23 protein-coding genes and 1 tRNA gene are annotated in these 25907 nt (G+C 52.5%); 14 read left to right on the forward strand and 10 right to left on the reverse strand.

The window, feature by feature from the left end; genetic code table 11:
• Positions 1–43: 43 nt before the first annotated feature.
• Positions 44–547 carry a M48 metallopeptidase family protein gene (locus tag AC6I4B_RS03225; protein WP_497769558.1) on the reverse strand — a complete coding sequence of 168 codons (504 nt, stop codon included), beginning with the start codon at positions 545–547 and terminating at the stop codon, positions 44–46.
• An 84-nt stretch (positions 548–631) separates the two neighbouring features.
• Between AC6I4B_RS03225 and rlmG the strand changes: the two genes are divergently transcribed.
• The 3 genes from rlmG to AC6I4B_RS03240 all read left to right on the forward strand — a co-directional run bounded on the left by rlmG (position 632) and on the right by AC6I4B_RS03240 (position 2732).
• Positions 632–1768 carry a 23S rRNA (guanine(1835)-N(2))-methyltransferase RlmG gene (gene rlmG / locus AC6I4B_RS03230; protein WP_497769560.1) on the forward strand — a complete coding sequence of 379 codons (1137 nt, stop codon included), beginning with the start codon at positions 632–634 and terminating at the stop codon, positions 1766–1768.
• 236 nt (positions 1769–2004) lie between these two features.
• Positions 2005–2322 carry a type II toxin-antitoxin system HigB family toxin gene (locus AC6I4B_RS03235; RefSeq protein WP_497769561.1) on the forward strand — a complete coding sequence of 106 codons (318 nt, stop codon included), beginning with the start codon at positions 2005–2007 and terminating at the stop codon, positions 2320–2322.
• Positions 2319–2732, forward strand: a complete 414-nt coding sequence (locus AC6I4B_RS03240; protein WP_497769563.1) for a helix-turn-helix domain-containing protein — start codon at positions 2319–2321, stop codon at positions 2730–2732. The genes AC6I4B_RS03235 and AC6I4B_RS03240 overlap by 4 nt, the downstream gene beginning before the upstream one ends.
• Positions 2733–2744: 12 nt before the next feature.
• Here AC6I4B_RS03240 and AC6I4B_RS03245 read toward each other — a convergent pair whose 3' ends face one another.
• From AC6I4B_RS03245 to AC6I4B_RS03260, 4 genes are all read right to left on the reverse strand, one after another.
• On the reverse strand, positions 2745–4763 hold the full coding sequence (locus tag AC6I4B_RS03245) for an oxidoreductase (protein WP_497769564.1): 2019 nt from the start codon (positions 4761–4763) through the stop codon (positions 2745–2747).
• Positions 4764–4900: 137 nt separating this feature from the next.
• Positions 4901–5983 (reverse strand): ABC transporter ATP-binding protein, encoded by a 1083-nt coding sequence (locus AC6I4B_RS03250; RefSeq protein ID WP_497769566.1) that lies wholly within the window; start codon positions 5981–5983, stop codon positions 4901–4903.
• Positions 5980–7368 carry a phosphohexomutase domain-containing protein gene (locus tag AC6I4B_RS03255; protein ID WP_497769568.1) on the reverse strand — a complete coding sequence of 463 codons (1389 nt, stop codon included), beginning with the start codon at positions 7366–7368 and terminating at the stop codon, positions 5980–5982. The genes AC6I4B_RS03250 and AC6I4B_RS03255 overlap by 4 nt, the downstream gene beginning before the upstream one ends.
• A 29-nt stretch (positions 7369–7397) precedes the next feature.
• Positions 7398–8387 carry a LacI family DNA-binding transcriptional regulator gene (locus tag AC6I4B_RS03260; protein ID WP_497769569.1) on the reverse strand — a complete coding sequence of 330 codons (990 nt, stop codon included), beginning with the start codon at positions 8385–8387 and terminating at the stop codon, positions 7398–7400.
• Positions 8388–8653: 266 nt separating this feature from the next.
• Here AC6I4B_RS03260 and AC6I4B_RS03265 point away from each other — a divergent pair, with 266 nt between their 5' ends.
• Genes AC6I4B_RS03265 through AC6I4B_RS03290 form a run of 6 tightly spaced genes read left to right on the forward strand, consistent with a single transcriptional unit; the run spans position 8654 to position 15204 of the window.
• Positions 8654–9943 carry an ABC transporter substrate-binding protein gene (locus AC6I4B_RS03265; protein ID WP_497769571.1) on the forward strand — a complete coding sequence of 430 codons (1290 nt, stop codon included), beginning with the start codon at positions 8654–8656 and terminating at the stop codon, positions 9941–9943.
• A gap of 9 nt (positions 9944–9952) precedes the next feature.
• The gene (locus tag AC6I4B_RS03270; protein ID WP_497769573.1) at positions 9953–10819 is read left to right on the forward strand and encodes a carbohydrate ABC transporter permease; all 867 of its coding nucleotides are present in this window, start codon (positions 9953–9955) and stop codon (positions 10817–10819) included.
• Entirely contained in the window at positions 10820–11647 is an 828-nt protein-coding gene (locus AC6I4B_RS03275) for a carbohydrate ABC transporter permease (protein ID WP_497769574.1), read from the forward strand. It begins immediately after the preceding gene.
• 11 nt (positions 11648–11658) lie between these two features.
• Positions 11659–13242: an alpha-glucosidase gene (locus AC6I4B_RS03280; RefSeq protein ID WP_497769576.1), complete on the forward strand. Its 1584-nt coding sequence runs from the start codon at positions 11659–11661 to the stop codon at positions 13240–13242.
• Positions 13226–14284, forward strand: a complete 1059-nt coding sequence (locus tag AC6I4B_RS03285; RefSeq protein WP_497769578.1) for a glycoside hydrolase family 130 protein — start codon at positions 13226–13228, stop codon at positions 14282–14284. The genes AC6I4B_RS03280 and AC6I4B_RS03285 overlap by 17 nt, the downstream gene beginning before the upstream one ends.
• Positions 14284–15204, forward strand: coding sequence for a DUF1861 family protein (locus AC6I4B_RS03290; protein WP_497769579.1), 921 nt, complete (start codon positions 14284–14286; stop codon positions 15202–15204). Before AC6I4B_RS03285 ends, AC6I4B_RS03290 begins: the two co-directional genes overlap by 1 nt.
• A 34-nt stretch (positions 15205–15238) precedes the next feature.
• Here the strand turns inward: AC6I4B_RS03290 and ygjG are convergent, their stop codons facing one another.
• The gene (ygjG, locus tag AC6I4B_RS03295) at positions 15239–16630 is read right to left on the reverse strand and encodes a putrescine aminotransferase (protein WP_497769581.1); all 1392 of its coding nucleotides are present in this window, start codon (positions 16628–16630) and stop codon (positions 15239–15241) included.
• A gap of 342 nt (positions 16631–16972) precedes the next feature.
• Here ygjG and AC6I4B_RS03300 point away from each other — a divergent pair, with 342 nt between their 5' ends.
• Positions 16973–18493: a methyl-accepting chemotaxis protein gene (locus AC6I4B_RS03300; protein WP_497769583.1), complete on the forward strand. Its 1521-nt coding sequence runs from the start codon at positions 16973–16975 to the stop codon at positions 18491–18493.
• On the opposite strand, the gene AC6I4B_RS03305 is transcribed toward AC6I4B_RS03300, so the two are convergent.
• Complete coding sequence (locus AC6I4B_RS03305) at positions 18490–19050, reverse strand: PadR family transcriptional regulator (protein WP_497769585.1); 561 nt, start codon at positions 19048–19050, stop codon at positions 18490–18492. The genes AC6I4B_RS03300 and AC6I4B_RS03305 overlap by 4 nt on opposite strands.
• A gap of 233 nt (positions 19051–19283) precedes the next feature.
• On the opposite strand from AC6I4B_RS03305, the gene AC6I4B_RS03310 reads away from it, so the two are divergent.
• The 3 genes from AC6I4B_RS03310 (at position 19284) to AC6I4B_RS03320 (ending at position 22616) form a co-directional block, all read left to right on the forward strand.
• Entirely contained in the window at positions 19284–20048 is a 765-nt protein-coding gene (locus AC6I4B_RS03310) for a siderophore-interacting protein (RefSeq protein WP_497769586.1), read from the forward strand.
• Positions 20049–20467: 419 nt separating this feature from the next.
• Entirely contained in the window at positions 20468–22021 is a 1554-nt protein-coding gene (locus AC6I4B_RS03315) for a peptide MFS transporter (protein ID WP_497769588.1), read from the forward strand.
• A 295-nt stretch (positions 22022–22316) separates the two neighbouring features.
• Complete coding sequence (locus AC6I4B_RS03320) at positions 22317–22616, forward strand: DUF1889 family protein (RefSeq protein WP_497769590.1); 300 nt, start codon at positions 22317–22319, stop codon at positions 22614–22616.
• 83 nt (positions 22617–22699) lie between these two features.
• Here AC6I4B_RS03320 and AC6I4B_RS03325 read toward each other — a convergent pair whose 3' ends face one another.
• Together AC6I4B_RS03325 and AC6I4B_RS03330 are read right to left on the reverse strand one after the other, a co-directional pair.
• Positions 22700–23167: a hypothetical protein gene (locus AC6I4B_RS03325; protein WP_497769591.1), complete on the reverse strand. Its 468-nt coding sequence runs from the start codon at positions 23165–23167 to the stop codon at positions 22700–22702.
• Positions 23168–23261: 94 nt separating this feature from the next.
• A tRNA-Ile gene (locus tag AC6I4B_RS03330) sits at positions 23262–23337 on the reverse strand.
• Positions 23338–23463: 126 nt separating this feature from the next.
• Here AC6I4B_RS03330 and mug point away from each other — a divergent pair.
• Positions 23464–23970, forward strand: coding sequence for a G/U mismatch-specific DNA glycosylase (gene mug / locus AC6I4B_RS03335; protein WP_497769592.1), 507 nt, complete (start codon positions 23464–23466; stop codon positions 23968–23970).
• A gap of 82 nt (positions 23971–24052) precedes the next feature.
• Here mug and rpoD read toward each other — a convergent pair whose 3' ends face one another.
• Entirely contained in the window at positions 24053–25897 is a 1845-nt protein-coding gene (gene rpoD / locus AC6I4B_RS03340; RefSeq protein ID WP_497769593.1) for an RNA polymerase sigma factor RpoD, read from the reverse strand.
• Positions 25898–25907 lie beyond the last annotated feature (10 nt).

Genomic DNA, 25907 nt, shown 5'->3' on the forward strand with positions numbered 1-25907 from the left:
TTCTGAACTCAATGTAGCACGTCAGAATGACAAAACGATTGTCTTACTGCGCAGTTTCCTTTAGCGAAAGCTGCGTCAGCCACAGGCGAGTATCAAACTCCAGCTGGTGATACTGCGGTTCCATATGGCAGCACAGTTGATAGAACGCTTTGTTGTGATCTTTTTCTTTTAAGTGCGCCAACTCATGCACCACGATCATCTTGAGAAAGGCTTCTGGCGCGTGGCGGAAAACCGTAGCAACGCGAATTTCTGCCTTGGCTTTCAGTTTGCCCCCCTGCACACGTGAAACGGCGGTGTGCAGCCCCAGCGCATTTTTCAATACGTGGATCTTGTTGTCGTACATCACTTTATTGATTGGCGGCGCATTGCGCAGAAACTGGCTTTTGAGATCTTGCGTGTACTGCCACAGCGCTTTATCGGTGGCGAAATCGTGCGTCCCCGGATAGCGCTTCTCCAGCACGGTGCCAAGACGCTCCTCAGAGATGAGCGTACGCACCTGCGCCAGTAGATGTTCCGGGTAGCCCTGGAGGTAAGTTAGTTGTGTCATCGCAGCCCCAAATCGGATTAAAAAGTGTATACTCACGCACCCTTTTCAGGGATCACGCCGAAATTTTACCATTCAGGAGGGCCGATGAGCCACATAGACAACGGTTTCCGTTCGCTGTCACTAAAACGTTTCCCGGAAACGGACGACGTTAACCCGCTGCTGGCGTGGGAAGCGGCAGATGAATATCTGCTGCAACAGCTGGACGATACCGAAATTAGCGGCCCGGTGCTTATCCTGAATGACACTTTCGGCGCGCTGGCCTGCCCTCTGGCGGAGCACACGCCTTACAGCATTGGCGACTCGTATTTAAGCGAGCTGGCGACGCGTGAAAACCTGCGTCACAACGATATTGTGGAATCCAGCGTTAAATTTCTCGATAGCACCGCCGAATACCCGTCAGCGCCGGGCGTGGTGCTGATTAAGATTCCAAAAACTATGGCGTTGCTGGAGCAACAACTGCGCGCGCTGCGTGAAGTCGTTACCCCGCAAACGCGGATTATCGCTGGCGCGAAAGCGCGTGATATCCACACTTCAACTCTCGAACTGTTTGAAAAGGTGCTTGGCCCAACGACCACGACGCTTGCGTGGAAAAAAGCGCGCCTCATTAACTGCACATTCAGCAAGCCAGAACTGGCTGACACGTCGCTGACCCTGAGCTGGAAACTGGAAGGGACTGACTGGACTATCCATAACCACGCCAACGTCTTTTCCCGTACTGGGCTGGATATCGGCGCGCGTTTCTTTATGCAGCACTTGCCGGAAAACCTGGAAGGCGAGATTGTCGATCTGGGCTGCGGTAACGGGGTGATTGGCCTGACCCTGCTGGAGAAAAACCCGCAGGCGAGCGTGGTGTTTGTTGATGAATCGCCAATGGCTGTGGCTTCCAGCCGTTTGAACGTGGAAACCAACCTGCCTGACGCGCTGGATCGCTGCGAGTTTATGATTAACAACGCGCTATCGGGCGTTGAGCCGTTCCGCTTCAATGCGGTGCTGTGTAATCCGCCGTTCCATCAGAAGCACGCGCTAACCGATAACATCGCATGGGAAATGTTCCACCATGCCCGCCGCTGCCTGAAAATTAACGGCGAGCTGTATATCGTCGCGAACCGTCACCTGGATTATTTCCACAAACTGAAGAAGATCTTCGGTAACTGCGAAACCATCGCCACCAATAATAAATTTGTGGTGCTGAAGTCGGTGAAGTTAGGCCGTCGTCGCTAACTGACCGTAGGCCCGATGTGCGTCGCACCATCGGGCAACAAAGCCGCCGGATGCCTATCCGGCAAGGCTTTGGAACCATACTCGCAAACTCCACACTTTCCCCATCCTTAAACGCGATTCTCCGTTGTGCTGGATTATTTCTGGCGTAATGTCGGGCTGACTTACGCTGAACCTGCGTTGCCAAATTGGCAACCCGTGTTATGATATTGCCAATTTGTCAACGGACGTGATGAAGAATGCACCTGATTACACTGAAAACATTGAAGGATGCGGCTGAAAAATTTCCACAGCATAGAACGGAATTATTGGCTTTAGGGAATGTGATTTCAAAGGGCTACTTCAGAACACCTGACGTTTTGAAGGCGATATTTCCCTCTCTGGATAATTTTAAATACCTTGATAAGCACTATGTTATCGATATTGGACACCATGAGTTACGCGTCGTGGCATTGATCTTCTTTGAGGCGCAGAAGTGTTACATCCGGCACGTATTCACCCACAAGGAATACGATAGTTTTACCGCTGGTTACCGTACTAAGGGGAAAAAAGCATGATAATTTCCGATATCCTGGAGGCGGGCGAAAAGTTGACGGCAGCGGCTCCCTTTCTGGCTGGTATTCAAAATGAAGATCAGTACGCACAAGCGCTGACATTTATCGATCATCTACTGCTTAACGATCCTGATAACCCGTTATTGGATCTGGTGTGCGCCAAAATCAGTGCCTGGGAGCACTCTTCGCCAGAGTTTGCTGAATTTAATGCCCAACTTGAGGCAATGCCTGCGGGGGTATCCGTTATTCGTATTCTGATGAGCCAACACGGATTAACGCTGTCTGATTTGCCAGAAATTGGCAGCAAATCAATGGTATCGCGGGTATTAAGCGGGCAACGGAAACTGACGCTGGATCATGCCAAAAAGCTCGCTGCTCGATTTGGTATTTCACCAGCGCTATTTATTGATTGAATGAGATTCTGCTTAAATCCCCAGCGCCAGGCGAGTGCCTTGCGCAATCGCACGGCGGGCATCTAACTCCTGGGCGACATCGCAACCGCCAATCAAATGCACGGTTTTACCTGCCTGCTGTAGCGGCAGGGCGAGATCCCGCTTCGGATCTTGTCCGGCGCAGATGATCACGTTATCGACCGCCAGCGTTTGCGCTTCGCCGTTGATTTCTACATGCAGCCCTTCATCGTCAATGTAGCGATAGCTGACGGCAGGGATCATCTTCACACCGCGCGACAGCAGGGTGGTGCGGTGGATCCAGCCGGTGGTTTTCCCCAACCCTTCGCCGGGTTTGCTGGCTTTGCGCTGTAACATCACGATTTGCCGTGGACTACGCGGCAGGTGCGGGCCTTCCGGTCGCAGGCCGCCCGCCTGTTGCAGGCTGGTATCGATGCCCCACTCAATGCAGAACTCGGCGATATTCTGGCTGGTGGCGCTGCCTGGCTGGCTAAGATACATCGCGGTATCAAAGCCGATCCCGCCGCAGCCGATAATGGCGACCCGCTGGCCGACCGGCGCTTTATCGCGCAGGACATCAAGATAGGTCAATACTTTCGGATGATCGATACCGTCGATCGGCGGCTTACGCGGGGCAATACCGCTGGCGAGGAGCACCTCGTCAAACGCGAGCAGATCCTCCGCGTTAACCCACCGGTTAAGCTGCAAACCCACGCCAGTGACCTCTATCATGCGGCGATAGTAGCGCAAGGTTTCGTAAAACTCCTCTTTGCCGGGGATCTGTTTGGCGATATTAAACTGACCGCCTATCTCCGCATTCGCATCAAACAGCGTCACGCTGTGGCCGCGTGCAGCAGCATTAATGGCAAAAGCCAGCCCCGCCGGGCCTGCGCCCACCACGGCCAAATGTTTGCGCAGTACTGCTGGGGTGATAGGCATTTTGGTTTCATGGCACGCACGAGGGTTGACCAGACAAGAGGTCACTTTGCCTACGAAGATCTGATCCAAACAGGCCTGGTTGCAGCCAATGCAGGTGTTGATCTCATCCGATCGACCGGACTGCGCTTTCGATAGCAGCTCGGCGTCGGCGAGGAAGGGGCGCGCCATCGACACCATATCGGCATCGCCGCGCGCCAGAATGTCATCTGCCACCTGCGGCGAATTGATCCTATTGGTGGTGACGAGTGGGATAGTGACATGGCCCTTTAGCTTGCGCGTCACCCAGCTAAACGCCCCGCGCGGTACTGGCGTTGCGATGGTGGGAATGCGCGCCTCGTGCCAGCCGATGCCGGTGTTGATAATCGTCGCTCCCGCCGCTTCGATAGCCTGTGCGAGCTGGACGGTTTCATCAAATGTGCCGCCATTATCAACAAGATCGAGCATCGACAGGCGATAGATAATAATAAAATCGAGGCCGACACGTTGGCGTACCGCGCGAACCACTTCCACGGCGAAACGCATCCGGTTGGCGTATGAACCGCCCCACTGGTCGTCGCGCTGGTTGGTGCGAGCGGCGAGAAACTCGTTAATCAAATAGCCTTCCGACCCCATCACTTCCACACCGTCGTAGCCTGCTTCACGCGCGAGCTGTGCGCAGCGGGCGAAATCATCAATCAGCGTCAGAATTTCATCGTGCGACAGCGCATGTGGTGTAAAACGGTTGATGGGCGCCTGAATTGCCGACGGCGCCACCAGGTGCGGTTGGTAGCTATAGCGCCCAGTGTGCAGGATCTGGAGTGCGATTTTGCCGCCCTCCTGATGTACCGCATCGGTGATGGTGCGGTGGTGCGGCAGTTGGCTAACGTCATTTAATACCGCGCCGCCTTCCATTCCTACGCCGGACGGTGCTGGCGCGATACCGCCGCTGACGATAAGCGCCACGCCGTGGCGCGCCCTCTCGGCGTAGAACGCCGCCAGACGCTCCGCGCCATCGGGATACTCCTCCAGCCCAGTATGCATCGAACCCATCAGCACACGGTTTTTAAGCTCGGTAAAACCCAGATTGAGCGGGGCGAACAGCGACGGATAGCTCATAAGGATGTCCAGTATGTGAAATTATTGTTATGTGGTCGGATGAGTTACTAATTTAGCCGTCGGCGAGCAAAAGGGAAAAGGGGAATGCGATGATTGTGATGAGATTCAAATAACGCCCCCAGATACGGGGGCGATGGTTAGGCTACCTGGTCGGCGAATATCACGCGTTTACCCAAAGAATCAAAGAGATGAAGATAAGATTCTTGTAGGGTTATGGTCAATGGGCTTTGAGCGGCAAAACTGAGTTGCTGGAATGATTTCAGGCATACGGAGTGCCCGGCGACATCCAGCCAGACCAGCGTAGAATCGCCCTGAAGCTCGCACAGCCGGGTTCGCCCTTTCAGGCTAAAATCGCCCGGCTGCTGATATTGCACATGCTCCGGGCGAATGGCGACGAACATTTTGTCGCCTTCGCGAATGCCGGTGGGCTGGCGGGAAAGGGGAAACACGATGTTATCACTGATGTGCAGCGCGCCCTGACGCCAAACGGCAGGCAGAATATTGATTTTGGGTGTGCCAATAAATTCGGCGACAAACAGGTTGGCTGGCGTGTTGTACAGCTCAAGCGGCGTGCCCACTTGCTCAATTTTCCCTTTGTATAACACCACGATACGGTCAGCCAGCGTCATGGCTTCGACCTGATCGTGGGTGACATAAATCATGGTGTTTTTTAGGGTGTTGTGCAGTTGCTGAATTTCCTGGCGCATTTCAACACGTAGGGCGGCATCAAGGTTTGATAGCGGCTCATCAAACAGGAATAGTTCAGGTTTTTGCACAATCGAGCGGCCAATGGCGACGCGCTGGCGCTGCCCACCGGAGAGGTTTTGCGGCAGGCGGTCGAGCATTTCATCCAGTTTGAGCATGGCGGCGGCGTGGGCAATGCGTTGCTCAATATCGGCGGCAGGCGTGCGGATGTTACGCAGGCCGAAAGCGAGATTCTCCCGTACCGTCATATGCGGGTACAGCGCGTAGGACTGAAACACCATCGACAAACTGCGTTTCCCCGCCGCCAGATGAGTTACATCCTGAGCGCCCATCATGAGCGTGCCGTTATCCGGCATTTCCAGCCCGGCAATCATGCGCAGCAGCGTTGATTTTCCGCACCCCGATGGCCCCACCAGCACAATAAATTCGCCGGAGTTAATCTCCAGCGACAGGTTTTCAATAATAGTGGTCTTGTCATAGTTCTTATGAATATTTACCAGAGAAAGCGCGGTCATGAGTTCTCCTTAGCAGGCTGCTGTGCGGCAATCAGCGCGAGGACTTCGTCGGTTTTTTCACTGAGCAGGGCGCTGTTGCCCCGCGTTTCGACGTTCAGGCGTAATAAGGGTTCGGTATTTGAGGTGCGTAAATTGAAGCGCCAGTCAGGAAAGGCGAGGCTGATACCATCGCAGTCATCCCGGTGCGGCGCATCAGATTGGTAGCTATCGACAACGCTCTGTAACACGGAGACAGGATTATCCACGACCAAATTTATCTCGCCGGACACCGGAAAACGCGCCTGTGCCTCGGTGATAAAGTGCGACAGAGAATGGCTATCGCTGGCGATAATTTGCAGCATCAGTACCAGCGGTATCATGCCGCTGTCGCAATAGCCGAAATCACGGAAATAGTGGTGACCGCTCATTTCGCCGCCGTAAATGGCATCTTCCTGGCGCATACGGGCTTTAATAAAAGCGTGCCCCGTTTTGCTGACAATCGGCTTGCCGCCGCTGCGCGTGATAACGTCCAGGGTATTCCAGGTTAAGCGTGGGTCGAGAATAATCGTGCTGGCAGGAGAACGCTGCAAAAAGTAGTGGGCAAATAAGCCAACCAGATAATAACTTTCGATAAATTCGCCGCGCTCGTCAAAGAAAAAGCAGCGGTCAAAATCGCCATCCCAGGCAATCCCGAAATCGGCGCGGTGCGCAATCACGGCTTGTTGAGTCGCCAGCCGGTTATCTATCAGCATCGGGTTCGGTACACCGGCCGGAAAATGGCCGTCCGGCTGATGGTGCAGACGGATAAACTCTACCGCCACGCCGAGGCGCTGCAAGCCTTCATCCAGTGCATCCAGCGCCGGGCCAGCGGTTCCGTGTCCGGCATTGGTGACGATGCGCAGCGGGCGCATAACAGGGTGATCAATAAAATGCAGCAGGCAATTAACCCAGTCGGGGCGGTTGTTGTAAGACGTCAGGCTGCCGCGACGAAGGGCGGGCGCAAAGCGGTTGTGTTCCGCCAGCGCTTTTATCTCCAGCAAGCCGTTGTCATTGCTGATGGGGCGCGCTTCTTCACGCACCAGTTTCATGCCGTTGTAGTGCGCGGGATTATGGCTGGCAGTGACCTGAATCCCGCCATCAGCTCGCAGATGGCGGGTGGCGAAATAGATCTCTTCAGTGCCGGATTGGCCGATATCTATCACGTCTGCGCCGCTGGCGATTAGCCCTTCAATCAACGCCGCTTTCAACGACTCCGAGCTTAAGCGATTATCGGCTCCCACAACCACACGGCGCGGCTGCAACCATGTGGCATAAGCTCTGCCAATACGAAAGGCGATTTCTGTTGTGAGGTCGAGGCCAACTTCACCACGAATGTCATAGGCTTTAAAACAGGTCAGTTCATCCATAATCCACTCTTCTGTTAAGCAATGTGCACTCAGGCCGTTTCCCGCATGATGAGCTGATATTCCAGCGCATAGTGGGTGATGGGCCCGTTTTTCAGGAGTAATTCAACGGCTATCTCGCCTTTGCGTTCGGCATCCTGGGCGATGGTGGTCAGCCCGAGTCCGTTAACGACGGGCGTCATATTGTCGAAACCGGTAATGGCAACGCGCTGCGGAATGGCGAGGTTATTTCGCTGGCAATAATTCACCGCGCCGATAGCGAAACGGTCTGATAAGCAAATCAATGCCGTGATATCTGGATGAGCCGTTAACAGCGCCTCTGCGGCCTGTTCGCCATGCTGTTCATCGTGATGAGTCTCGTATAACCAACTGTCGGAAAGGGGTATTTCGTGCTGGCGAAAGACCTCGCGGCAGGCGTTTACACGCGTCAGCATTAAGGTGTTATCGCCGCTGATGGCTTGCGCCAGATGGCGCTCTCCGTACACCCCTGGGCTTGACGAGAACGCGATAATGCCAAACCGGCGATGCCCTTTTTGAATCAGATAGGTGGTGATATCGCGCATCGCGCTGGCGTTATCTATCGAGACACTGCTGTACTGCGGCAACTGGAAATCGAGCGTGACGACGGGCAGGTGGCGTGCCAGCGTCTGTTGGATGATCGCCGCATTATTATGAGTGGCGTTCAGAATGTAGCCATCAACCAGCGTCGTGAGCGATGGCGTTTTACTGGATGCCCCTTTCTGCAAAGGAATCAGCACCAGGTTGATATTTTGCTGTTCGCAGCGAACCGCAATCCCGCTCATCAGTTTGATGTCATGCGGGTCGATAAACACATAGCTCATCGAGTCGTTAAAAATCACGCCAATAGTGTCGGACTTGCCGGTACGCAGGGCTCTGGCGAGCTTATCCGGCCCCTGAAAGCCGACTTTTTCGGCATAGCGTAAAATCCGCTCGCGTAGTTCCACGGAAAGCTTTTCAGGGTTATTCCATACGTTTGAAATCGTAGTGTGGGAAATACCCATTTCTTTCGCCAATGATTTTATTGTAATTCTGCTCGTGCTTGGCTCTTTATATTCTTCAGGTTTTTTGTTTTCTTCTTTCATATTCACAGTATTTATATATTTGAGTTTTAATTTATTCGTGAGTGGCGGCTAAGTTTATCGTTAAACAAAAATTGTTTTGTGATTGGTTTAACGTTAAACATAAAAAATGAATGTTAGCTTACGCTCCATTCAAAGCAGGGTAGCGGTAAGCCAATAACACTTATTGAGAGTTAGGGAGATATATCGTGAAAGTTGCAGCGGTTGCTAAATTAACGGCGTCGATATTACTAAGTCTATGCATATCGGGCTGTGGTCCAGATGATAAAAAAGATGAGCAAGATAGCGCGAAAACACCGATAAAATTATGGGTCGCGCCGAATGAAAATGAAGAAGCATTCTGGAATAAAATGGTTACGGAATGGAATAAAGACCCATCCCACACTCCCGTTGAATTTACCACTATTCCTGCTGCCAATAGTTCCGAAGAAGCTATTATGAATGCGTTAGCTTCGGGGACGGAACCGGATATCTCCAGTAATATATTTATCGGTTTTGCCAGCCAGCTTGTCGATGTGGGGCAGATTGAAGATTTATCTAAAATGCCGGGCTTTGATGCGTTAATTCAAAATCGCCAAATGGCTTCGATTATTTCTGCCTGGAAATTAAACGGCCAGCAAAACGTACTGCCGATTTATATTAACCCAATCGTCTGGTGGTGGCGGGGGGATTTACTGAAGCAATACGGCTTTGACCATGTACCCTCTCGCTATGACGAATTATACCAACTGGCAGAGCGTCGGGCGGCGGATAATAACGGCTATGTCATGCAACTGACCGCCGGTAAAAACTGGTGGGAACGTTGGTTTGATTTCATCCCGCTGTACTCCGCGCAGAGCCAGGGAAAGCCTTATATTTCAGAGGGGAAGGCGCAGTTCAATAACCCGGATGGGCAAGCGGTGCTGACGTTTATGGGGAAAGTCTTTAGCAACAAGTGGAGCAGCTACGATTTCACTTCGGCTGACGACCCGCTGGCGGCCGGACAGGTGCTGGCATCCGCGCGTGGCCCGTGGGATCTTGCGCGTTACCGTAAACAGTATCCTGATGTGCTGAAAACCATTCAAATCGGCCCGATGCTGACAGAAAACGGCGCGGCACATCCCTATACGTTTGGCGATAGCAAAGGGATGGTGATGTTTCGCTCCAGCAAACATAAAACCCAGTCCTGGGCGTTTATACAATGGGTATTTAACGATGCGGAGCACGATCGCAGTTGGTTAGAGATAACCGGGATGCCGCCGGCTCGTGCGGATCTGATGAGCAACCCAGTGTTTACCCAGTACTTTGAGCAGAATCCGTTAGAGAAGGATATCGCCTCGTATGTGGATGTTGCGCTTCCTCCGGTGGCTACCACGCAGACCACAGAGGTGCAGCGCAGCATGACGCAGATGCTTGAACGGGTCATCTTTAACAATGAACCCCCAGCTAAAACGCTTGAACAATCCCAGCAAGAAATTAACACCCTGCTGGCGAAATAAGGGGGAAGAATGGCTGGATATGATTCCCGCACCGGAGGCCTATTGGCCTCCACGTGGATAGGCTACTCATTGCTGTTCTGGTTTTATCCACTGGCATGGCTGATGGTGCTTAGCGTGACACAGTGGCAATTTATTGGCACGCCCCGGTTTTCGGGGCTACAAAATCTAATTGGTGTTCTGAATGATAGGTTGTTCTGGACATCAATGTGGAATATCTGTCGCTTCCTGATGTGGTATATACCGATTGTATTTGCCGCCTCATTACTGTTTGCTGCGGGGCTACGGAAAATTAAATATGGCAAAAGTTTTATTGCCCTGAGTTTTCTGTTAGCGAATATCTCCTCAGGCGTGGCCTATTCCATCGTATTTTCAAAGTTGTTTAGTGAATATGGCCCGGTTAATCAATTCTTGCGCGATATGCTGGGTATTTCTGTTCCCTGGTTTACCAACCCTGACTGCGCTATGTTATCGATTGCCCTTATTGTTACCTGGAAATTTGTCGGTTATTACGGCCTGATTCTTTATTCGGGGATGCAGGCTATTCCTCATGATATTTATAGCGCGGCTATTTTGGATAAAACACCGCGCTTTAAACAAGGCTGGGCGATTACATTACCGATGATGAACCCGCAAATTGTGATGGTTATGGTACTGGCGATTACCGTGGCATTCAGTATTTTTACCGAACCCTATTTAATTACCGGCGGCGGTCCGCTGAACAGCACAACCAGCCCGATGGTGGTGATGTATGAAGCCGCTTTTCAGAATATGAAACCGACGTGGGCGGCAGCGATGTCGATTATTGTTGCCGGATGTAGTTTTCTGGTGATTTGGGTTTTCCGCAAACTGTTTGAAAAAAATATCGAGATTGTGTGAATGAAAAAACTCACGCTACCGGGCCTGTTAATACATGCGGTAATGTTTTTGCTGGCCCTCAGTTGGCTCTATCCGTTTATTTGGATGGTGATTTCGTCGTTTAAACCGACGGCACAAATCTACACCAGCAGCTTATTTTCTGGCCCGCTGACGCTGGAAAATTACACCTTCCTTTTTGATAACAGCAACCGTGCGGATAAACCGTTTCTGCGTACCTTACTTAACTCGCTGTTTGTCTCGATAACGATCACCGCCTGCGTGACCGTGACATCCATGCTGGTGGGGTATGCGCTGGCAAAAACAGAGTTTCGCGGGAAGAACGCGTTTCGCAATCTGTTGATTGTACAGATGGTTTTTCCTGTTTTTATGTTCATCATCCCGCAGTTTGTACTGATGCGAGAGCTGGGGCTGATTAACGGTTACAGCGCCATGATCCTGCCTTACGCCATGAGCGCATGGGGAATTTTCATGGTGTCACAGAGTTTTAAAGGCACGCCGAATGACTATCTGTACGCTGCACGCTTGGATCACGCCAACCTGTGGGGCATTTTGCGCCACGTCATGATGCCGCTGAACAAATCGATTTTGGCGATTGTCGCGCTGTTCACTTTTTCCAGCTCCTGGGACAACTTCCTCTGGCCGCTGATTGTGATGCGCGATATCGACAAAATGCCGTTTTCGGTGCTGTTGGCGACGTTCAGTAAATCGTATGGCGTTTATTTAGGCCCTGTCATGGCGGGCGCGGTGGTGCAGATGCTGCCGGTCGTCGCGCTATTCATTCTATTCCGGCGATATTTCCTTCAGGGCATGTCGTTATCACTGAAATAAGGAACGTAGCAGTGAGCAATCAATCCTGGTGGCAGACGAGCACCTGCTACCAAATTTATCTGCCCTCGTTTTGCGATGGCAACGGCGATGGGCTGGGGGATTTTCCCGGCCTGCTATCGAAGGTGGACTATTTACAGGCGCTGGGCATTGGCGCCATTTGGATAACGCCGTTTTACCCATCGCCGATGGTTGATAACGGCTATGACATCAGCGACTACTGTGCCGTCGATGCGCGTTTTGGCACTCTGGCTGACTTTCGTGCGGTGGTTGAACGCTGCCACGAATGCGGGATCCGCGTGATTATCGACCTGGTCGTGAACCATGTTTCGTCGCAGCATCCCTGGTTTCGCGATGCGTGGAATAATCCGGCAAGCCGCTACCGTGACTACTTCCTGTTTACCCAGCGGCCCAATAACTGGCAGTCGTTTTTTTCCGGCAGCGCCTGGAGCGCAGAGCCAGATACCGGTGAATATTATTATCACAAATTTGCCCCTCAACAGGTTGACCTGAACTGGGCGAACCCACAGGTCGAGCAGGAAATCTACCGGGTTATTGATTTCTGGAAGGCGCAGGGCGTGGATGGCTTTCGCTTTGACGTGATCAACTTTCTGAGTACTGACGGCATCGGCCCCGACAACCCGGAAGTCGACGGTGAACAGCACCATGAATTTGACGTCAACCAGCCGAGCCTGATGGCGACATTACAGCGGTTGTGTCACTACGTTCGCCAGTCTGGAGATGCCTTTCTGGTTGGTGAAATTGGCAGTGACGAGCTGGCCGTGCTGGCGCGTTATCAAAGCACCGAACTGATGGATGTGGTGTTTAACTTCAATATAGGCAGCCAAAAGAGTTTCGATATTTCGCGGCTGTGCGATGAGATTAATGCCACCCAGAGTCAGCAATCTGGCCTACCGACGCTGTTTTTTTCCAGCCACGACATGCCGCGCATGATCAGCCGTTTTGGCGAAGGGCCACGTGATACCGAGCGTGCGCTGGCAGTGTTAGCGCTGCAACTGACCGTACGCGGCGTGCCGTTTATCTTCCAGGGCGAGGAGCTGGGGATGACGAATTACCAGCCTAAAACTGTGGCGCAGATTTTCGATATCCAGGGGAGAACGCATTATCAAACCGCTTTGCAACAAGGCGCCGATGAACTTCAGGCGTTAACCCAGGCGATTGCGCATTCCCGCGATGCCTCGCGCGCGCCGCTGCTCTGGTGCAATGCGCCGTTTGCCGGTTTTTCTGCCGTCGCGCCCTGGATGCCCGTTAGTGAAGACTATCCGCAGCTCAACGCCGAACAGCAAATGCAGGCCGCTGGCTCACTGTGGCGACAGTATCAAACGCTGATTGCTTTGCGAGAGAAAACCGCCGCGCTACGCGAAGGTGACTCCGGCCTGTTGGCGCTGACGCAGTGGTGCGTGTGGTTTATGCGAGCGACCGCAAACGAGCGCGTCTGGGTCGCTATCAATTTTGGTTCACCCGTGCAGAACCCCTGGCGAGCGATTGTCGCTGATGTGCTGTACGGACAGGACAGTCAATGGCTTGGTAAAAATCAAATTCTGATCAAAAGGACAGTTCATGGACAGACACAGTAATAACCCGCTGATTACCCCGAAAGATGTTGTGCCTTCGCTGCCGGGGCGGAAAGTCGAATGCGTTTTTAATGCCGGTGTGACGGAGTACAACGGCGAGATAATCCTGCTGTTGCGTGTGGCGGAAAGCATGGCGAGCGACTCCGCTCAACATATTGTCGTGCCGCTGCTGGAGGAGCATGAAGGCTGCTGGCGACAGGCGACAAAAACGTTCGAGCGTAATGACCCGCGCTATGATTTTAGCGACCCTCGCACCATCGTCTTAAAAAGCGATCCTGCGCAAGTCTGGTTAACGTCTATGTCGCATCTGCGCCTGGCGCGCAGCCCGGACGGCGTTCATTTCACTATCGATACCCAGCCGTTCATCATTGCGGATAGCCGCTATGAAGAATTTGGCTGCGAAGATGCGCGTATCACGCAGATTGATGATTGCTGGTACATCAACTATTCCGCAGTCTCTTCTCTGGGCATTACCACGGCGTTGGCAACCACGCGCGACTTTATCAGCGTCGAGAAACAAGGGCTGATTCTTTGTCCCGATAATCGCGATGTTTGCTTCTTCCCGGAGAAAATTGGCGGGCGTTACATGGCCTTGACCCGCCCCGCACCGTGCCACTTCGGTCATCCCGAAATTTGGGTCTGCGAGTCTCCCGATATGCTGCACTGGGGGAATCACCGCCATTTGCTGGGGCGCTCAGGCGATGAGTGGGATTGTCGAAAATCCGGAGGCGGTGCGCCGCTGATTAAAACATCGCGTGGTTGGCTGGAGATTTACCACGGTGTGGATGCCGATCAGCGGTATTGCCTGGGGGCGCTGCTGCTGGATCTTAACGATCCGCTAAAAATTCTCGCCAAGTCGCCAGTGCCGCTGCTTGAGCCGACCGCCCCTTATGAAAAAGAAGGCTTTTTTGGCAATGTCGTCTTTACCTGCGGGGCGTTGGTCCGCAACGACACTCTGCATGTGTGGTATGGCGCAGCGGATGAGTGCACCGCACTGGCGACGTTGCCGTTAGAGGCACTGTGGCAGCATTTGGGGTTGGCATAATGCGCGATAGCGTCGAAGCGCTTTATCGGCGTTACCGGGCGCACTCCCGACCCGTTAGCCGGGGAAAGATCGTTTTTCACGGCGTGGAAGGGTTAGATGTTTATAACCCCAGCGCCCCTTTTCAAAACGAGGGGCGCTGGTGCATCGCCGCACGCGTAGAGGCGCGCGAAAGTGAGTTTTCAAAGGCGCGCTTTTTTGCCTGGGATGGCGGTAACAGCGCCACGTTACTTACGGAAATGCCTGGTTTTGACCTGCAAGACCCGTTTATTAGCCAGATAGACGGGCAACTGCTGTTTGGCGGGGTTGAAGTTGCCGCCACACCCGGAGGAGCGGCGTTATGCTGGCGAACGCAGTTTTTCGTTGGGCCGTCTATCGGTGCGTTGCAGCCACTGGCAACGGGGCCGTGGGGAATGAAAGATATCCGCCTGGTTCAACTGCCGGATAACCGCATTTTAGTGTTCACCCGCCCACAGGGAGAACCTGGAGGGCTTGGTACTATTGGTTGGACTATCATTTCGCGGTTAGAAGAACTGAACGAACAGACGATTGCGCGGGCAACGTTGATTTCGCATGTCGATCACACCTGCTGGTGCGGGGTTAACGAAGCGCATGTCTTGCCGTCGGGTGAGGTTGGCGTACTCGCGCATGTGGCTTGTTTTGATCAATACGGCTATCGCCATTACTACGCCGCGCGTTTCTGTTTTGATTACAGGCGTGGAACCAGCTCTGCGATGGAAGTGATCGCCTGTCGGGATGATTTTCTGATGGGCGAAAGCAAGCGTGTGGATTTACGCGATGTCGTCTTTCCGGCGGGGCTGTGGCGAGATGAACAGGGCCGCTATCGTTTGTTTTGTGGCACCAGTGATTGCGAGGTTCAGTGGCTGGAGATGGCATCACCATTTGCCGCCATTCAGCAATAAGAACGCCCCCCCACATGGCTGTAGGGGCGTGGATTTACTGCTCGATAGCCACTTGTTGCTGGCTAATGCGCAGGGCTGCCAGCGCTTTACGCGTCGCTTTCAGCACTTGTTCGCATTGTTCCATCGTTAGGGTTAACGGTGGTTCGATGCGAATGGTTTTGGCGTTGTTGAGCGTACCGGCCACCAATACGTGCTGGCGGAACATCTCGCTGGCAAAGTCGTAGCCGATTTCATTATCGACAAACTCAATGGCCATCAACATCCCTTTACCACGGGTTTCCCGTACAAGATCCGGGTATTCTCGCGCCAGACTGCGGAAGCCATCCAGCAAGATGTCACCTTTCTGCGCCGCCTGCGCGGGCAGATTCTCGGTTAGCAACACGTTGATGGTTGCCAGCGCGGCAGCGCAGGCTAACGGATTACCGCCGAAGGTGGTGGTGTGCAGGAATGGGTTATCAAACAGCACCGAGAATACTTCCTCGGTGGCGATAGTTGCGCCAATCGGCATCACCCCGCCGCCGAGCGCTTTGGCTAGGCATAGAATATCTGGCTGCACATTTTCATGCTCGCAGGCAAACATTCTACCGGTGCGCCCCATACCCGTTTGAACTTCATCAAAAATAAGCAACGCGCCAAACTCATCACACAGCTTACGTACGGCGGGCAAATAGCCTTGTGGCGGCAGAATAACGCCCCCTTCGCCCTGAATAGGCTCAAGGATCACGGCTGCAACGTCATCGCCGGTTTTCTGGCATTCGCTCAGCAGGGTTCGCATGGCGTCGATATTACCGAATGGCACATGACGGAACCCTGGCAGCAGCGGCATAAACGGTTTGCGGAACGTCGCTTTCGCCGTGGCCGATAATGCGCCGAGCGATTTCCCGTGGAACGCGCCGCTGGTGGCAACAAAGGTAAATTTGCCACGTGGTGACTGATACGCTTTGGCGAGCTTAATTGCCGCCTCGACGGATTCCGTACCGCTGTTGCTAAAGAAGCTGTATTTCAGCTTACCCGGCGTGAGAGCTGCCAGCGTTTTCGCTAACATTGCGCGTAACGGGTCGAGGAGTTCCTGGCTGTGAAGCGGTTGTTTTTTAAGTTGATTCTGTACGGCGGAAACCACCACTGGATTACGGTGCCCCACGTTGAAAATACCAAAGCCGCCCAGGCAATCCAGAAATTCCTGGCCCTGGGTGTCTACAAGCGTATTTAACCCTCCCGCCTGCCACTCTACGGCTCCGTAATCCCCACCGGCTGTTACAGATTTTCGATACTCTAAAAACCCCGGATTCACATGTTCTTTAAAGTATTCTCTGACCTCCTGGTTAAGTGCTTTCATCTCCTCATGGTCAAGCGTGCGCTTCTCAATGAGGTTTAGTGCATGTGCGCTACAGGCCAGAGCCGATGCGCTGGAAGGTAATCTGTTCAAAATATGCTCCTGGGCTGACGTATCACACGATACTGCTTTAAGTATTGCAGGGATTACGCCACTTCAGCATCGGCGGAGAAAATCGGGATAAACGGCTGGGGAACCGGCGTGTGTACAATATTTAATCGTCCAGCGAGGTACTGGGTTTGGCGGGTGACAACGCAGGGTGCTTCAGAAAAGGGCTGGATTGCATCATGGTTGTGCAGGCGGCGGCGCCTTGTGAAAAGTAGGCCTTTTATCAATTTTGCGATCTAACGCATATTTAACAATTAATGTTAATTAAATTCCATCCGATATAACAATTGAAAAGCATTTTCTTCCCGACTTGAAAAGGATGTCCGTATGTCTACTTCGTCCGACGAAAACCAGCAGGAGTCTTTGCTGGACGATCATACCACCCTCATGTCCACCACCGATCTCGATAGCTATATCACCCATGTCAATGACGACTTTGTGAAGATCAGTGGCTATAGCCGTGATGAAATGCTGGCTAAACCGCACAATATGGTGCGCCACTCTGATATGCCAAAAGCGGCATTCGCCGATATGTGGCACACGCTGAAACAGGGTGAGCCGTGGACCGGTATCGTGAAAAACCGCCCGAAAGGCGGCGGCTGTTACTGGGTACGCGCGAACGCTATCCCTCAGGTGCGTAATGGTAAAACTATCGGTTACATGTCTATTCGTACCAGGGCGACGGCAGAAGAGGTGGCGGCAGTAGAACCGCTGTATCAGGCGCTGCGGGAAGAGAGAAGCAGCAAGCGGCTGTATAAAGGGCGCGTGATTAGCAAACGCTGGTGGGGCCGGATGTCGGCGATGCCACTGCGCTGGCGAACCAGAGGCGTGATGCTGGGGATGTATCTGCTATTGGCGGCAACGCTGTTGGCCGCAAATGTTTCTGTTACCAGCGTGCTGGTTGCGGCGCTGCCATTGCTATTAGCGACGTGGATATTTGAATGGCAGATTGTCCGGCCGATAGAAAACGTGACGCGGCAGGCGCTCCGTGTGGCGACCGGTGAGCGCAATAGCGTTGATCATCTTGACCGTGGCGATGAACTGGGGCTGATGCTGCGGTCTGTCGGCCAGCTTGGATTGATGTGTCGCTGGCTTATCAACGATGTCTCCACGCAGGTTTCCAGCGTCAGTAGCGGCAGTGACGCGCTGGCGCGCGGCAATGAAGATTTGAACCAACGCACCCAGGAAACCGTCGATAACGTGCAGCAAACGGTGGCGACCATGAACCAAATGGCGGTGTCGGTGCAGAATAATTCACAAACGGCGGCGCAGGCCGATAAACTGTCTCTCGCCGCCAGCGGCGCGGCAGCGCAGGGCGGACAAGCGATGCATCGGGTGGTACAAACCATGGAAGACATTGCCGACAGCACGCAGCGCATTGGCTCGATTACCACTCTGATTAACGATATCGCTTTCCAGACCAATATTCTGGCACTGAATGCGGCGGTAGAAGCCGCGCGCGCAGGTGAGCAAGGGCGAGGTTTTGCCGTGGTCGCCGGTGAGGTGCGCCATTTAGCCAGCCGCAGCGCCACCGCTGCCAACGAAATTCGTCAGTTGATTGAGGCCAGCGCCAACAACGTGCAGTCGGGTTCTGAGCAAGTACACGCGGCAGGGCGCACGATGGATGACATTGTGTCGCAGGTGCAGAATGTCACCCAACTGATTGCGCAGATTAGCCTGTCAACCGCTGAGCAGGCCACCGGGCTGGCTGATTTAACGCGAGCCGTAACAACACTGGAGGAAATCACCCAGAAAAACGCCGGGCTGGTGGCGGAAAGCGCCAATGTTTCGGCGATGGTCAAACACCGTGCCAGTCTGCTTCAGGATGCGGTGACGGTGCTGCATTAATCCAGCTGAGAAATCTCCAGCGCCGCGCGGTCGATAACGCCGATAATCTGTTTAAGCTGCGCGTCGCTGAGAGCTTCCTGGTTAACCTTTAAGTCCAGCACTGCTTTAAAGTTATCTAATGCACGCTTCATCTGCGGGTTTTTCCGCAACTCATGTCCAACCATACGGGCTTTCAGCCTGGCCTGGATATGCGCCATGTGCTCCTGGTTTTCTTCCAGCGTCTGGCTGCCTTCGGCGGTAATTTCGATTTTCTTGCGCCCCCCGTCTTCTTCCTGAACGGTGATTAAGCCCTGGTCTTGCAGCAAGTCCAGCGTTGGATAGATAACGCCTGGGCTTGGGCTGTAGTTGCCCTGGGTTAAGGCTTCGATGGCTTTAATCAGCTCGTAACCGTGGCTGGCGTTGTCCTTCAGAATGTTGAGAATAACCAGGCGCAGCTCACCGTGGCCGAAAAAACGCTGACGACGACCGCCGCCGTGGCCTTCGCCACGGTGCTCACAACCGCCGCGCCCACCGCGATGACCATGACCGCAATGTTCTGGATCAGAGAACGATCTCATGATGTTGTCCTTATCGTTGTTTAGATATATCTAATCTATATCTAATGTTGTATCTTTAGCAATATCGAAAATCGTAATATTTTTATTATGTTGAAATATAAGTTTTTATTTTTTGGGTGAGTAGCTTCAATGCGGTGGTGTCGCTATATCGTAAAAAGATCTTGCATTCTTATCAATTAGCAATCATTATCATTTGCAATGATTTTAGATATATCTATTTGTGAGAGACGCAGATGAAAGATAACAAGTACCCACAGCGTGTGCGCAATGAACTCCGTTTTCGTGAACTGACCGTGCTGCGCGTGGAGCGCATTGGCGACGTTTTCCAGCGAGTGGTTTTGGGTGGCGATGCTCTGGACGGTTTTAGCTCGCGCGGCTTTGACGATCACACCAAACTCTTTTTCCCGCAGGACGGCGCTAAAATCACGCCGCCGACGGTGACGGATGAAGGCATCGTTTGGGGGGAGGGGGTTCGCCCTCAGTCGCGTGACTATACGCCGCTGTATAATGCTGAACGTCATGAACTGGCCTACGACTTTTTCATCCACGACGGCGGTGTGGCAAGCCGTTGGGCGATGGAGGCGAAAGCGGGTGATACGCTAATGATTGGCGGCCCACGTGGTTCGCTGGTTGTGCCGGAAGATTACGCCTGGCAGCTTTACGTTTGTGATGAAACCGGGATGCCCGCGTTACGTCGCCGTCTGGAGGCGTTGAATGCGCAGGCTCTGCGCCCGCAGGTGACGGCATTAGTGATGGTGCGAGATGATGCGGATAAAGCGTATCTGGCTGGGTTTGATGGCTTCAATATTGAATGGTTTACCCGCTATGATGCCGCCGCCGTTGCCGCGCGTTTGGCACAGCTTTCCGTGCCGCAGTCTGACTATTTCATTTGGCTAACCGGTGAGGGCAAGGTGGTAAAAACGCTCAGCGATGGTTTTATTACCGAGGCGTTTGATTCTCAACTGGTACGGACAAGCGCATACTGGCATACAAAGTAAGATACCGTACTAAACCCCAGCGATTCCCCCTATACGGCATTTATCGATGTTTCCTCGCATTAGTTATGTGAATGCCGTATTTTCCACACTTTTTATATCCCTATATTAGCGATTGTTTTGCGCTAACTCCGCACGTTTTGGTTTTGATAACTCATTGTTTTATAAAAATTAAATTATCATTCATCGTAATTATATGATGTCAATCACCTTTTCTTTTTTACCAATGCAAAATCTTTAAAAGTAGATGTTTGTCGAATTTTCGTCTAAAAAGGTCGGGTCAAGGGCTAGACACAACCAGAATCTGGTTATCAAATGGTTAAAAAATACCGCGTCAGATGTAAAACATCGACAAAATTAAAAAATGGTTAGCCCGCTTACACAACTTACATGCGTTTCGGCGCAGCTTTTCTGGAGAAACTATGCATTCCTCTGTTAATAAAAACGAAAGCCGAACCTTTTTCGGCCACCCTTATCCGCTGGGGTCGCTGTTCTTCACTGAAATGTGGGAGCGATTCTCGTTTTACGGCATCCGCCCTTTACTGATTCTGTTTATGGCGGCGACGGTTTATGACGGCGGCATGGGGCTGGCGCGTGAAAATGCTTCGGCGATTGTTGGCATCTTTGCTGGCACAATGTACCTGGCGGCGCTGCCGGGCGGTTGGCTGGCGGATAACTGGCTCGGCCAGCAAAAGGCCGTGTGGTATGGCTCGATACTGATAGCGCTGGGGCACTTGTCGATTGCGCTGTCTGCCTTTATGGGTGACACACTGTTCTTTATCGGCCTGATGTTTATCGTGCTGGGTTCGGGTTTGTTCAAAACCTGTATCTCGGTCATGGTCGGTACTCTGTATAAAAAAGGCGACGCGCGCCGTGACGGCGGTTTTTCGCTGTTTTATATGGGCATCAACATGGGCTCGTTTATCGCGCCGTTGATTTCCGGCTGGCTGATTAAATCGCACGGGTGGCACTGGGGCTTTGGTATCGGTGGGATTGGTATGCTGGTCGCGCTGATTATCTTCCGCTTCTTTGCTGTACCAGCGATGAAACGCTACGACAGCGAAGTAGGGCTGGATTCAACCTGGAATAGCCCTGTGGTGAAGAAAAACGGTGTAGGGGCATGGTTGCTGGCGCTGGCCGTCGGTGTGGCAGTGGTTGTTGTGCTGATTGCGCAGGGCATCATTGTGATTAACCCTGTCGCGGTAGCCAGTATGCTGGTGTACGTGATTGCTGCCTCGGTGGCGCTGTACTTTATCTATCTGTTCGCTTTTGCCGGGATGAACCGCAAAGAGCGCGCGCGTCTGCTGGTTTGCTTTATCCTGCTGGTTTCCGCCGCATTCTTCTGGTCGGCATTTGAGCAAAAACCAACCTCGTTTAACCTGTTCGCGAACGACTATACCCAGCGTATGATCGGTGATTTTGAGATTCCGGCAGTCTGGTTCCAGTCGATTAACGCCTTGTTTATCATTCTGTTGGCTCCTGTCTTTAGCTGGGCGTGGCCTGCGCTGGCGCGTAAAAACGTCCGCCTGAGTAGCATCACTAAATTCGTTATTGGTATCTTGTTTGCCGCTGCCGGTTTTGGCCTGATGATGCTGGCGGCTCAAAACGTGCTGAGCAACGGTGGCGCAGGCGTTTCGCCAATGTGGCTGGTGGGCAGCATCCTGATGCTGACGCTGGGTGAGCTGTGCCTTAGCCCGATTGGTCTGGCGACCATGACCCTGCTGGCACCAGAGAGAATGCGTGGCCAGATGATGGGGCTGTGGTTCTGCGCCAGTGCGCTGGGTAACCTGGCGGCAGGCTTGATTGGCGGCCACGTAAAGGCCGACCAGTTAGATATGCTGCCTGACCTGTTTGCTCGCTGCTCCATCGCATTGCTGATTTGCGCCGCTGTGCTGTGTGTGCTGATTGTGCCAATTCGCCGGATGCTGGAGAACAGCCAATCTAAACCTGAACAGAAGCCGACGGCTAACGCTTAACGCGTTCTACGTTTGAAAAGCCGGCGCATGATGCGCCGGTTTTTTTTGCCCATGAGAGAAGTGTGAACCGTGTCACGTGTCAGGCATTTTGCTGAGAAGGGATTAGCTATAATCAATCAGTCACGACACTATTTTGCTGCTTAGCGTTTGCCTTATTTCTTCATCAGAAAGGCCGTGGACTTTTGTATGACAGGTGCTTTTAGATGAGGAATTGTGACAATCTCTTTGATATTGAGAGCAATTTAATGTCATATATAGGCTTGATGATCGTATGGATAATTTTAAGGACGAGAATATGCCAGCAGTAATTGAGAAAGCACTAGACTTCATTGGCGGCATGAACACGTCAGCGTCAACGCCGCAATCTATGGACGAAAGCACGGCGAAGGGGATCTTCAAATATTTGAACGAATTGGGTGTGCCAGTGAGCGCCGAAGCTATCACTGCACGAGGCACTTCAGAGGGATGGAACCCTGAATTCACACAAAAAATGGTTGGCTGGGCGGAAAAAATGAGCTCCGGCGAACGCGTTGTTATCAAAGATCCAGAGTACTTTTCAGAGTACATGCGCGAAGAACTCAAAGCGCTAGTGTAGGTTAAACAATCACCACGCTAAATAAGACTAAGGGCCTATGTTTGTACATAAGCCCTTGATGTTTTTGGTGGGGCTGGTCAGGGTTACTTAATCAGCACACAGTTGGCGTTGTTATAGGCGCTGGATGCTTTCTCCGCGAGTTCTTGCGCAAAGGTTTTAGAAAAACTATCCATTCCATCGGCAAGCTGATTAAACGCTGCTGACGACAAAATCTGAAAGACGCGTCCGAGATAAAAATCATTGGAAATCTGTAGGCCATCGGTGTTGTGTAACACGACGGGCACATATTTGCGCATATCTTCCTTATCGATCTTCCCGCCTTTTGCCCCCTCGATAAAGAGATGACCATCTCTTAGAAAAGTCGACATCAGCTCGTCCATTCGGCCGGACTCTTGTGCTTTTTTCTCAGGGGGATAATTCTGCAAATCGGATAAGCACATTACTGCCGTGACAGCATTAACACCGGCCAGGGCATACTCTTTTGAAGTCGTTGCAAACGCAGCGGTAGACATTGAAAGTAAAAGAAGGGCACAAGCATATTTACTGAACATAGAAGAGATCGCTGTTTGATCGCCACTCAGGGCGTGAATGTAAAAAAGCCACCCGGTAAAGGATGGCTTAATTATATGACTTGAATCCAGAATTTGGTGGCCCCTGTTGGGTTTGAACCAACGACCAAGCGATTATGAGTCGCCTGCTCTAACCACTGAGCTAAGGGGCCAAGTAGGCGAGGATTATAAAGTAACAAGCGACGGCAATCCAGCAATTAGCGCGCACATGCTGTTTTTATAAACAATGTATTTTCAATTCGTTATAATCGTCAGACGATGTATAGGCCGAGGATATTATGGTTAAGGATATTATTGATACGGGGCTGAGGGTGTTGTTCTGCGGTATTAACCCCGGGCTGTCATCTTCATCTCTGGGCTATCCCTTTGCCCATCCGGCAAATCGATTCTGGAAAGTGCTGCACCTCGCTGGGTTTACCGACCATCAACTGAAGCCAGAAGACGCAGAGCAGATGCTCGATTTTCACTGTGGCGTGACCAAGCTGGTTGAACGCCCGACGGTGCAGGCCAGCGAGGTTAGCGTGCAGGAGCTGCGTAGCGGCGGCCTGGCGCTGATTGAGAAGGTTGAACGCTACAAACCGAAGGTTCTGGCCGTCTTAGGGAAGCAGGCTTATGAACGCGGTCTGGGGCAACGTGGCGCGGTGTGGGGAAAGCAGACGTTTATGATTGGCGACACTGAAGTTTGGGTGTTGCCCAACCCAAGTGGGCTAAGCCGCATTACCACCGATAAGCTGGTCGAGGCCTACCGGGAAGTGGACGAGGCGCTGAAAGCGCGTGGGTTGTAGGATTTAGCGTTTGATTTGAAGAGATAAATCGCAGGCATAAAAAAAGCTCCCGATGGGAGCTTTTTTACGTTTGCCGGGGCGATTAATCGTCCAGGAAGCTACGCAGTACTTCAGAGCGGCTTGGGTGGCGCAGTTTACGCAGTGCCTTCGCTTCAATCTGACGAATACGTTCACGGGTAACGTCGAACTGTTTACCCACTTCTTCCAGCGTGTGGTCGGTGTTCATATCGATACCGAAACGCATACGCAGAACTTTTGCTTCACGGGCGGTCAGGCCAGCCAGCACGTCGTGCGTTGCCGCACGCAGGCTCTCGGTGGTTGCAGAGTCCAGCGGCAGCTCGAGGGTGGTATCCTCGATGAAATCACCCAGATGCGAATCTTCATCGTCGCCGATAGGCGTTTCCATAGAGATTGGCTCTTTGGCGATTTTCAGCACCTTACGGATTTTATCTTCCGGCATCAGCATACGCTCAGCCAGTTCTTCCGGCGTCGGCTCACGGCCCATCTCTTGCAGCATCTGGCGGGAGATACGGTTGAGCTTGTTGATAGTCTCAATCATATGCACCGGAATACGGATGGTGCGCGCCTGATCTGCGATAGAGCGGGTGATTGCCTGACGGATCCACCAGGTGGCGTAAGTCGAGAACTTATAACCACGACGGTATTCAAACTTATCAACCGCCTTCATCAGGCCGATGTTACCTTCTTGGATCAGGTCAAGGAATTGCAGACCACGGTTGGTGTATTTCTTAGCGATAGAAATAACCAGACGTAAGTTTGCTTCAACCATCTCTTTTTTCGCACGGCGGGCTTTCGCTTCACCGATGGACATACGACGGTTGATATCTTTAACCTGCTCGATGGTCAGGCCGGTTTCTTCTTCAATCTGTTGCAGTTTTTGCAGGCTGCGCTGAACATCTTCTTTCACGTCGTGGAGCTTTTCAGACCACGGCTTGTTCATCGCGATAGCCGCGTTGAACCAGGTTTCGCTGGTTTCGTTGCCGGTGAACAGCGTGATGAAGTTCTTCTTCGGCATTTTGCACTGTTCAACGCACATCTTCATGATGAGACGTTCCTGGGTACGCACGCGATCCATCATGGTACGCATACTGCTAACCAGGTAGTCGAACTGTTTCGGCACCAGACGGAACTGTTTGAAGACTTCAGACAGTTTCAGGATCTCTTCCTGAGCGGCAGCGTGGCTACGACCTTTGGCTTTGATGGTGTCGCGGGTCACTTCATACTGCGTACGCAGCTCAGCGAATTTCTCGCGCGCCAGTTCTGGGTCGATGCTGTTGTCGTCGTCGCTGCTGTCGTCGCTGTCTTCGTCTTCATCATCGTCGTCATCGTCCAACTCTTCCTGAGACAGCTCAGAACCGACGTGTGTCGCGGTTGGAGCCATGTCTTCTTCGGCGTTTGGATCGACAAAACCAGTGATCAAGTCGGACAGACGAGCTTCTTCCGCTTCGACGCGGTCGTACTGTTCCAGCAGATAGGTAATGGCTTCCGGGTATTCAGCAACGGAGCACTGTACCTGGTTAATCCCGTCTTCAATACGCTTGGCGATGTCGATTTCGCCTTCGCGGGTCAGCAGTTCTACAGTACCCATTTCGCGCATGTACATGCGCACCGGGTCGGTTGTACGCCCGATTTCAGATTCCACGCTGGACAGAACCTGTGCAGCCGCTTCTTCTGCGTCTTCATCAGTGTTGTTGGAGGTTTCAGCCAGCAACAGATCATCGGCATCCGGCGCTTCTTCCATCACCTGAATGCCCATGTCGTTGATCATTTGGATGATGTCTTCGATTTGATCGGAATCGACGATATCTTCCGGCAGATGGTCATTGACCTCGGCATAGGTCAGATAGCCTTGCTCTTTACCACGTTGGACAAGAAGCTTGAGCTGTGACTGCGGGTTTTGCTCCATAAGACGGTAT

The sequence above is a fragment of the Kluyvera fluvialis genome (assembly GCF_059725275.1).

What these genes read in the sequence shown, in the direction of transcription:
- AC6I4B_RS03275 (WP_497769574.1), top strand. Translation starts at nt 10,820, where the DNA reads ATGAAAAAACTCACGCTACCGGGCCTGTTAATACATGCGGTAATGTTT.
- AC6I4B_RS03250 (WP_497769566.1), bottom strand. Translation starts at nt 5,983, where the DNA reads ATGACCGCGCTTTCTCTGGTAAATATTCATAAGAACTATGACAAGACC.
- AC6I4B_RS03255 (WP_497769568.1), bottom strand. Translation starts at nt 7,368, where the DNA reads ATGGATGAACTGACCTGTTTTAAAGCCTATGACATTCGTGGTGAAGTT.
- rlmG (WP_497769560.1), top strand. Translation starts at nt 632, where the DNA reads ATGAGCCACATAGACAACGGTTTCCGTTCGCTGTCACTAAAACGTTTC.
- AC6I4B_RS03260 (WP_497769569.1), bottom strand. Translation starts at nt 8,387, where the DNA reads ATGGGTATTTCCCACACTACGATTTCAAACGTATGGAATAACCCTGAA.
- AC6I4B_RS03300 (WP_497769583.1), top strand. Translation starts at nt 16,973, where the DNA reads ATGTCTACTTCGTCCGACGAAAACCAGCAGGAGTCTTTGCTGGACGAT.
- AC6I4B_RS03285 (WP_497769578.1), top strand. Translation starts at nt 13,226, where the DNA reads ATGGACAGACACAGTAATAACCCGCTGATTACCCCGAAAGATGTTGTG.
- AC6I4B_RS03225 (WP_497769558.1), bottom strand. Translation starts at nt 547, where the DNA reads ATGACACAACTAACTTACCTCCAGGGCTACCCGGAACATCTACTGGCG.
- AC6I4B_RS03310 (WP_497769586.1), top strand. Translation starts at nt 19,284, where the DNA reads ATGAAAGATAACAAGTACCCACAGCGTGTGCGCAATGAACTCCGTTTT.
- AC6I4B_RS03325 (WP_497769591.1), bottom strand. Translation starts at nt 23,167, where the DNA reads ATGTTCAGTAAATATGCTTGTGCCCTTCTTTTACTTTCAATGTCTACC.
- rpoD (WP_497769593.1), bottom strand. Translation starts at nt 25,897, where the DNA reads ATGGAGCAAAACCCGCAGTCACAGCTCAAGCTTCTTGTCCAACGTGGT.
- AC6I4B_RS03305 (WP_497769585.1), bottom strand. Translation starts at nt 19,050, where the DNA reads ATGAGATCGTTCTCTGATCCAGAACATTGCGGTCATGGTCATCGCGGT.
- AC6I4B_RS03315 (WP_497769588.1), top strand. Translation starts at nt 20,468, where the DNA reads ATGCATTCCTCTGTTAATAAAAACGAAAGCCGAACCTTTTTCGGCCAC.
- mug (WP_497769592.1), top strand. Translation starts at nt 23,464, where the DNA reads ATGGTTAAGGATATTATTGATACGGGGCTGAGGGTGTTGTTCTGCGGT.
- AC6I4B_RS03240 (WP_497769563.1), top strand. Translation starts at nt 2,319, where the DNA reads ATGATAATTTCCGATATCCTGGAGGCGGGCGAAAAGTTGACGGCAGCG.
- AC6I4B_RS03320 (WP_497769590.1), top strand. Translation starts at nt 22,317, where the DNA reads ATGCCAGCAGTAATTGAGAAAGCACTAGACTTCATTGGCGGCATGAAC.
- AC6I4B_RS03290 (WP_497769579.1), top strand. Translation starts at nt 14,284, where the DNA reads ATGCGCGATAGCGTCGAAGCGCTTTATCGGCGTTACCGGGCGCACTCC.
- AC6I4B_RS03245 (WP_497769564.1), bottom strand. Translation starts at nt 4,763, where the DNA reads ATGAGCTATCCGTCGCTGTTCGCCCCGCTCAATCTGGGTTTTACCGAG.
- AC6I4B_RS03270 (WP_497769573.1), top strand. Translation starts at nt 9,953, where the DNA reads ATGGCTGGATATGATTCCCGCACCGGAGGCCTATTGGCCTCCACGTGG.
- AC6I4B_RS03235 (WP_497769561.1), top strand. Translation starts at nt 2,005, where the DNA reads ATGCACCTGATTACACTGAAAACATTGAAGGATGCGGCTGAAAAATTT.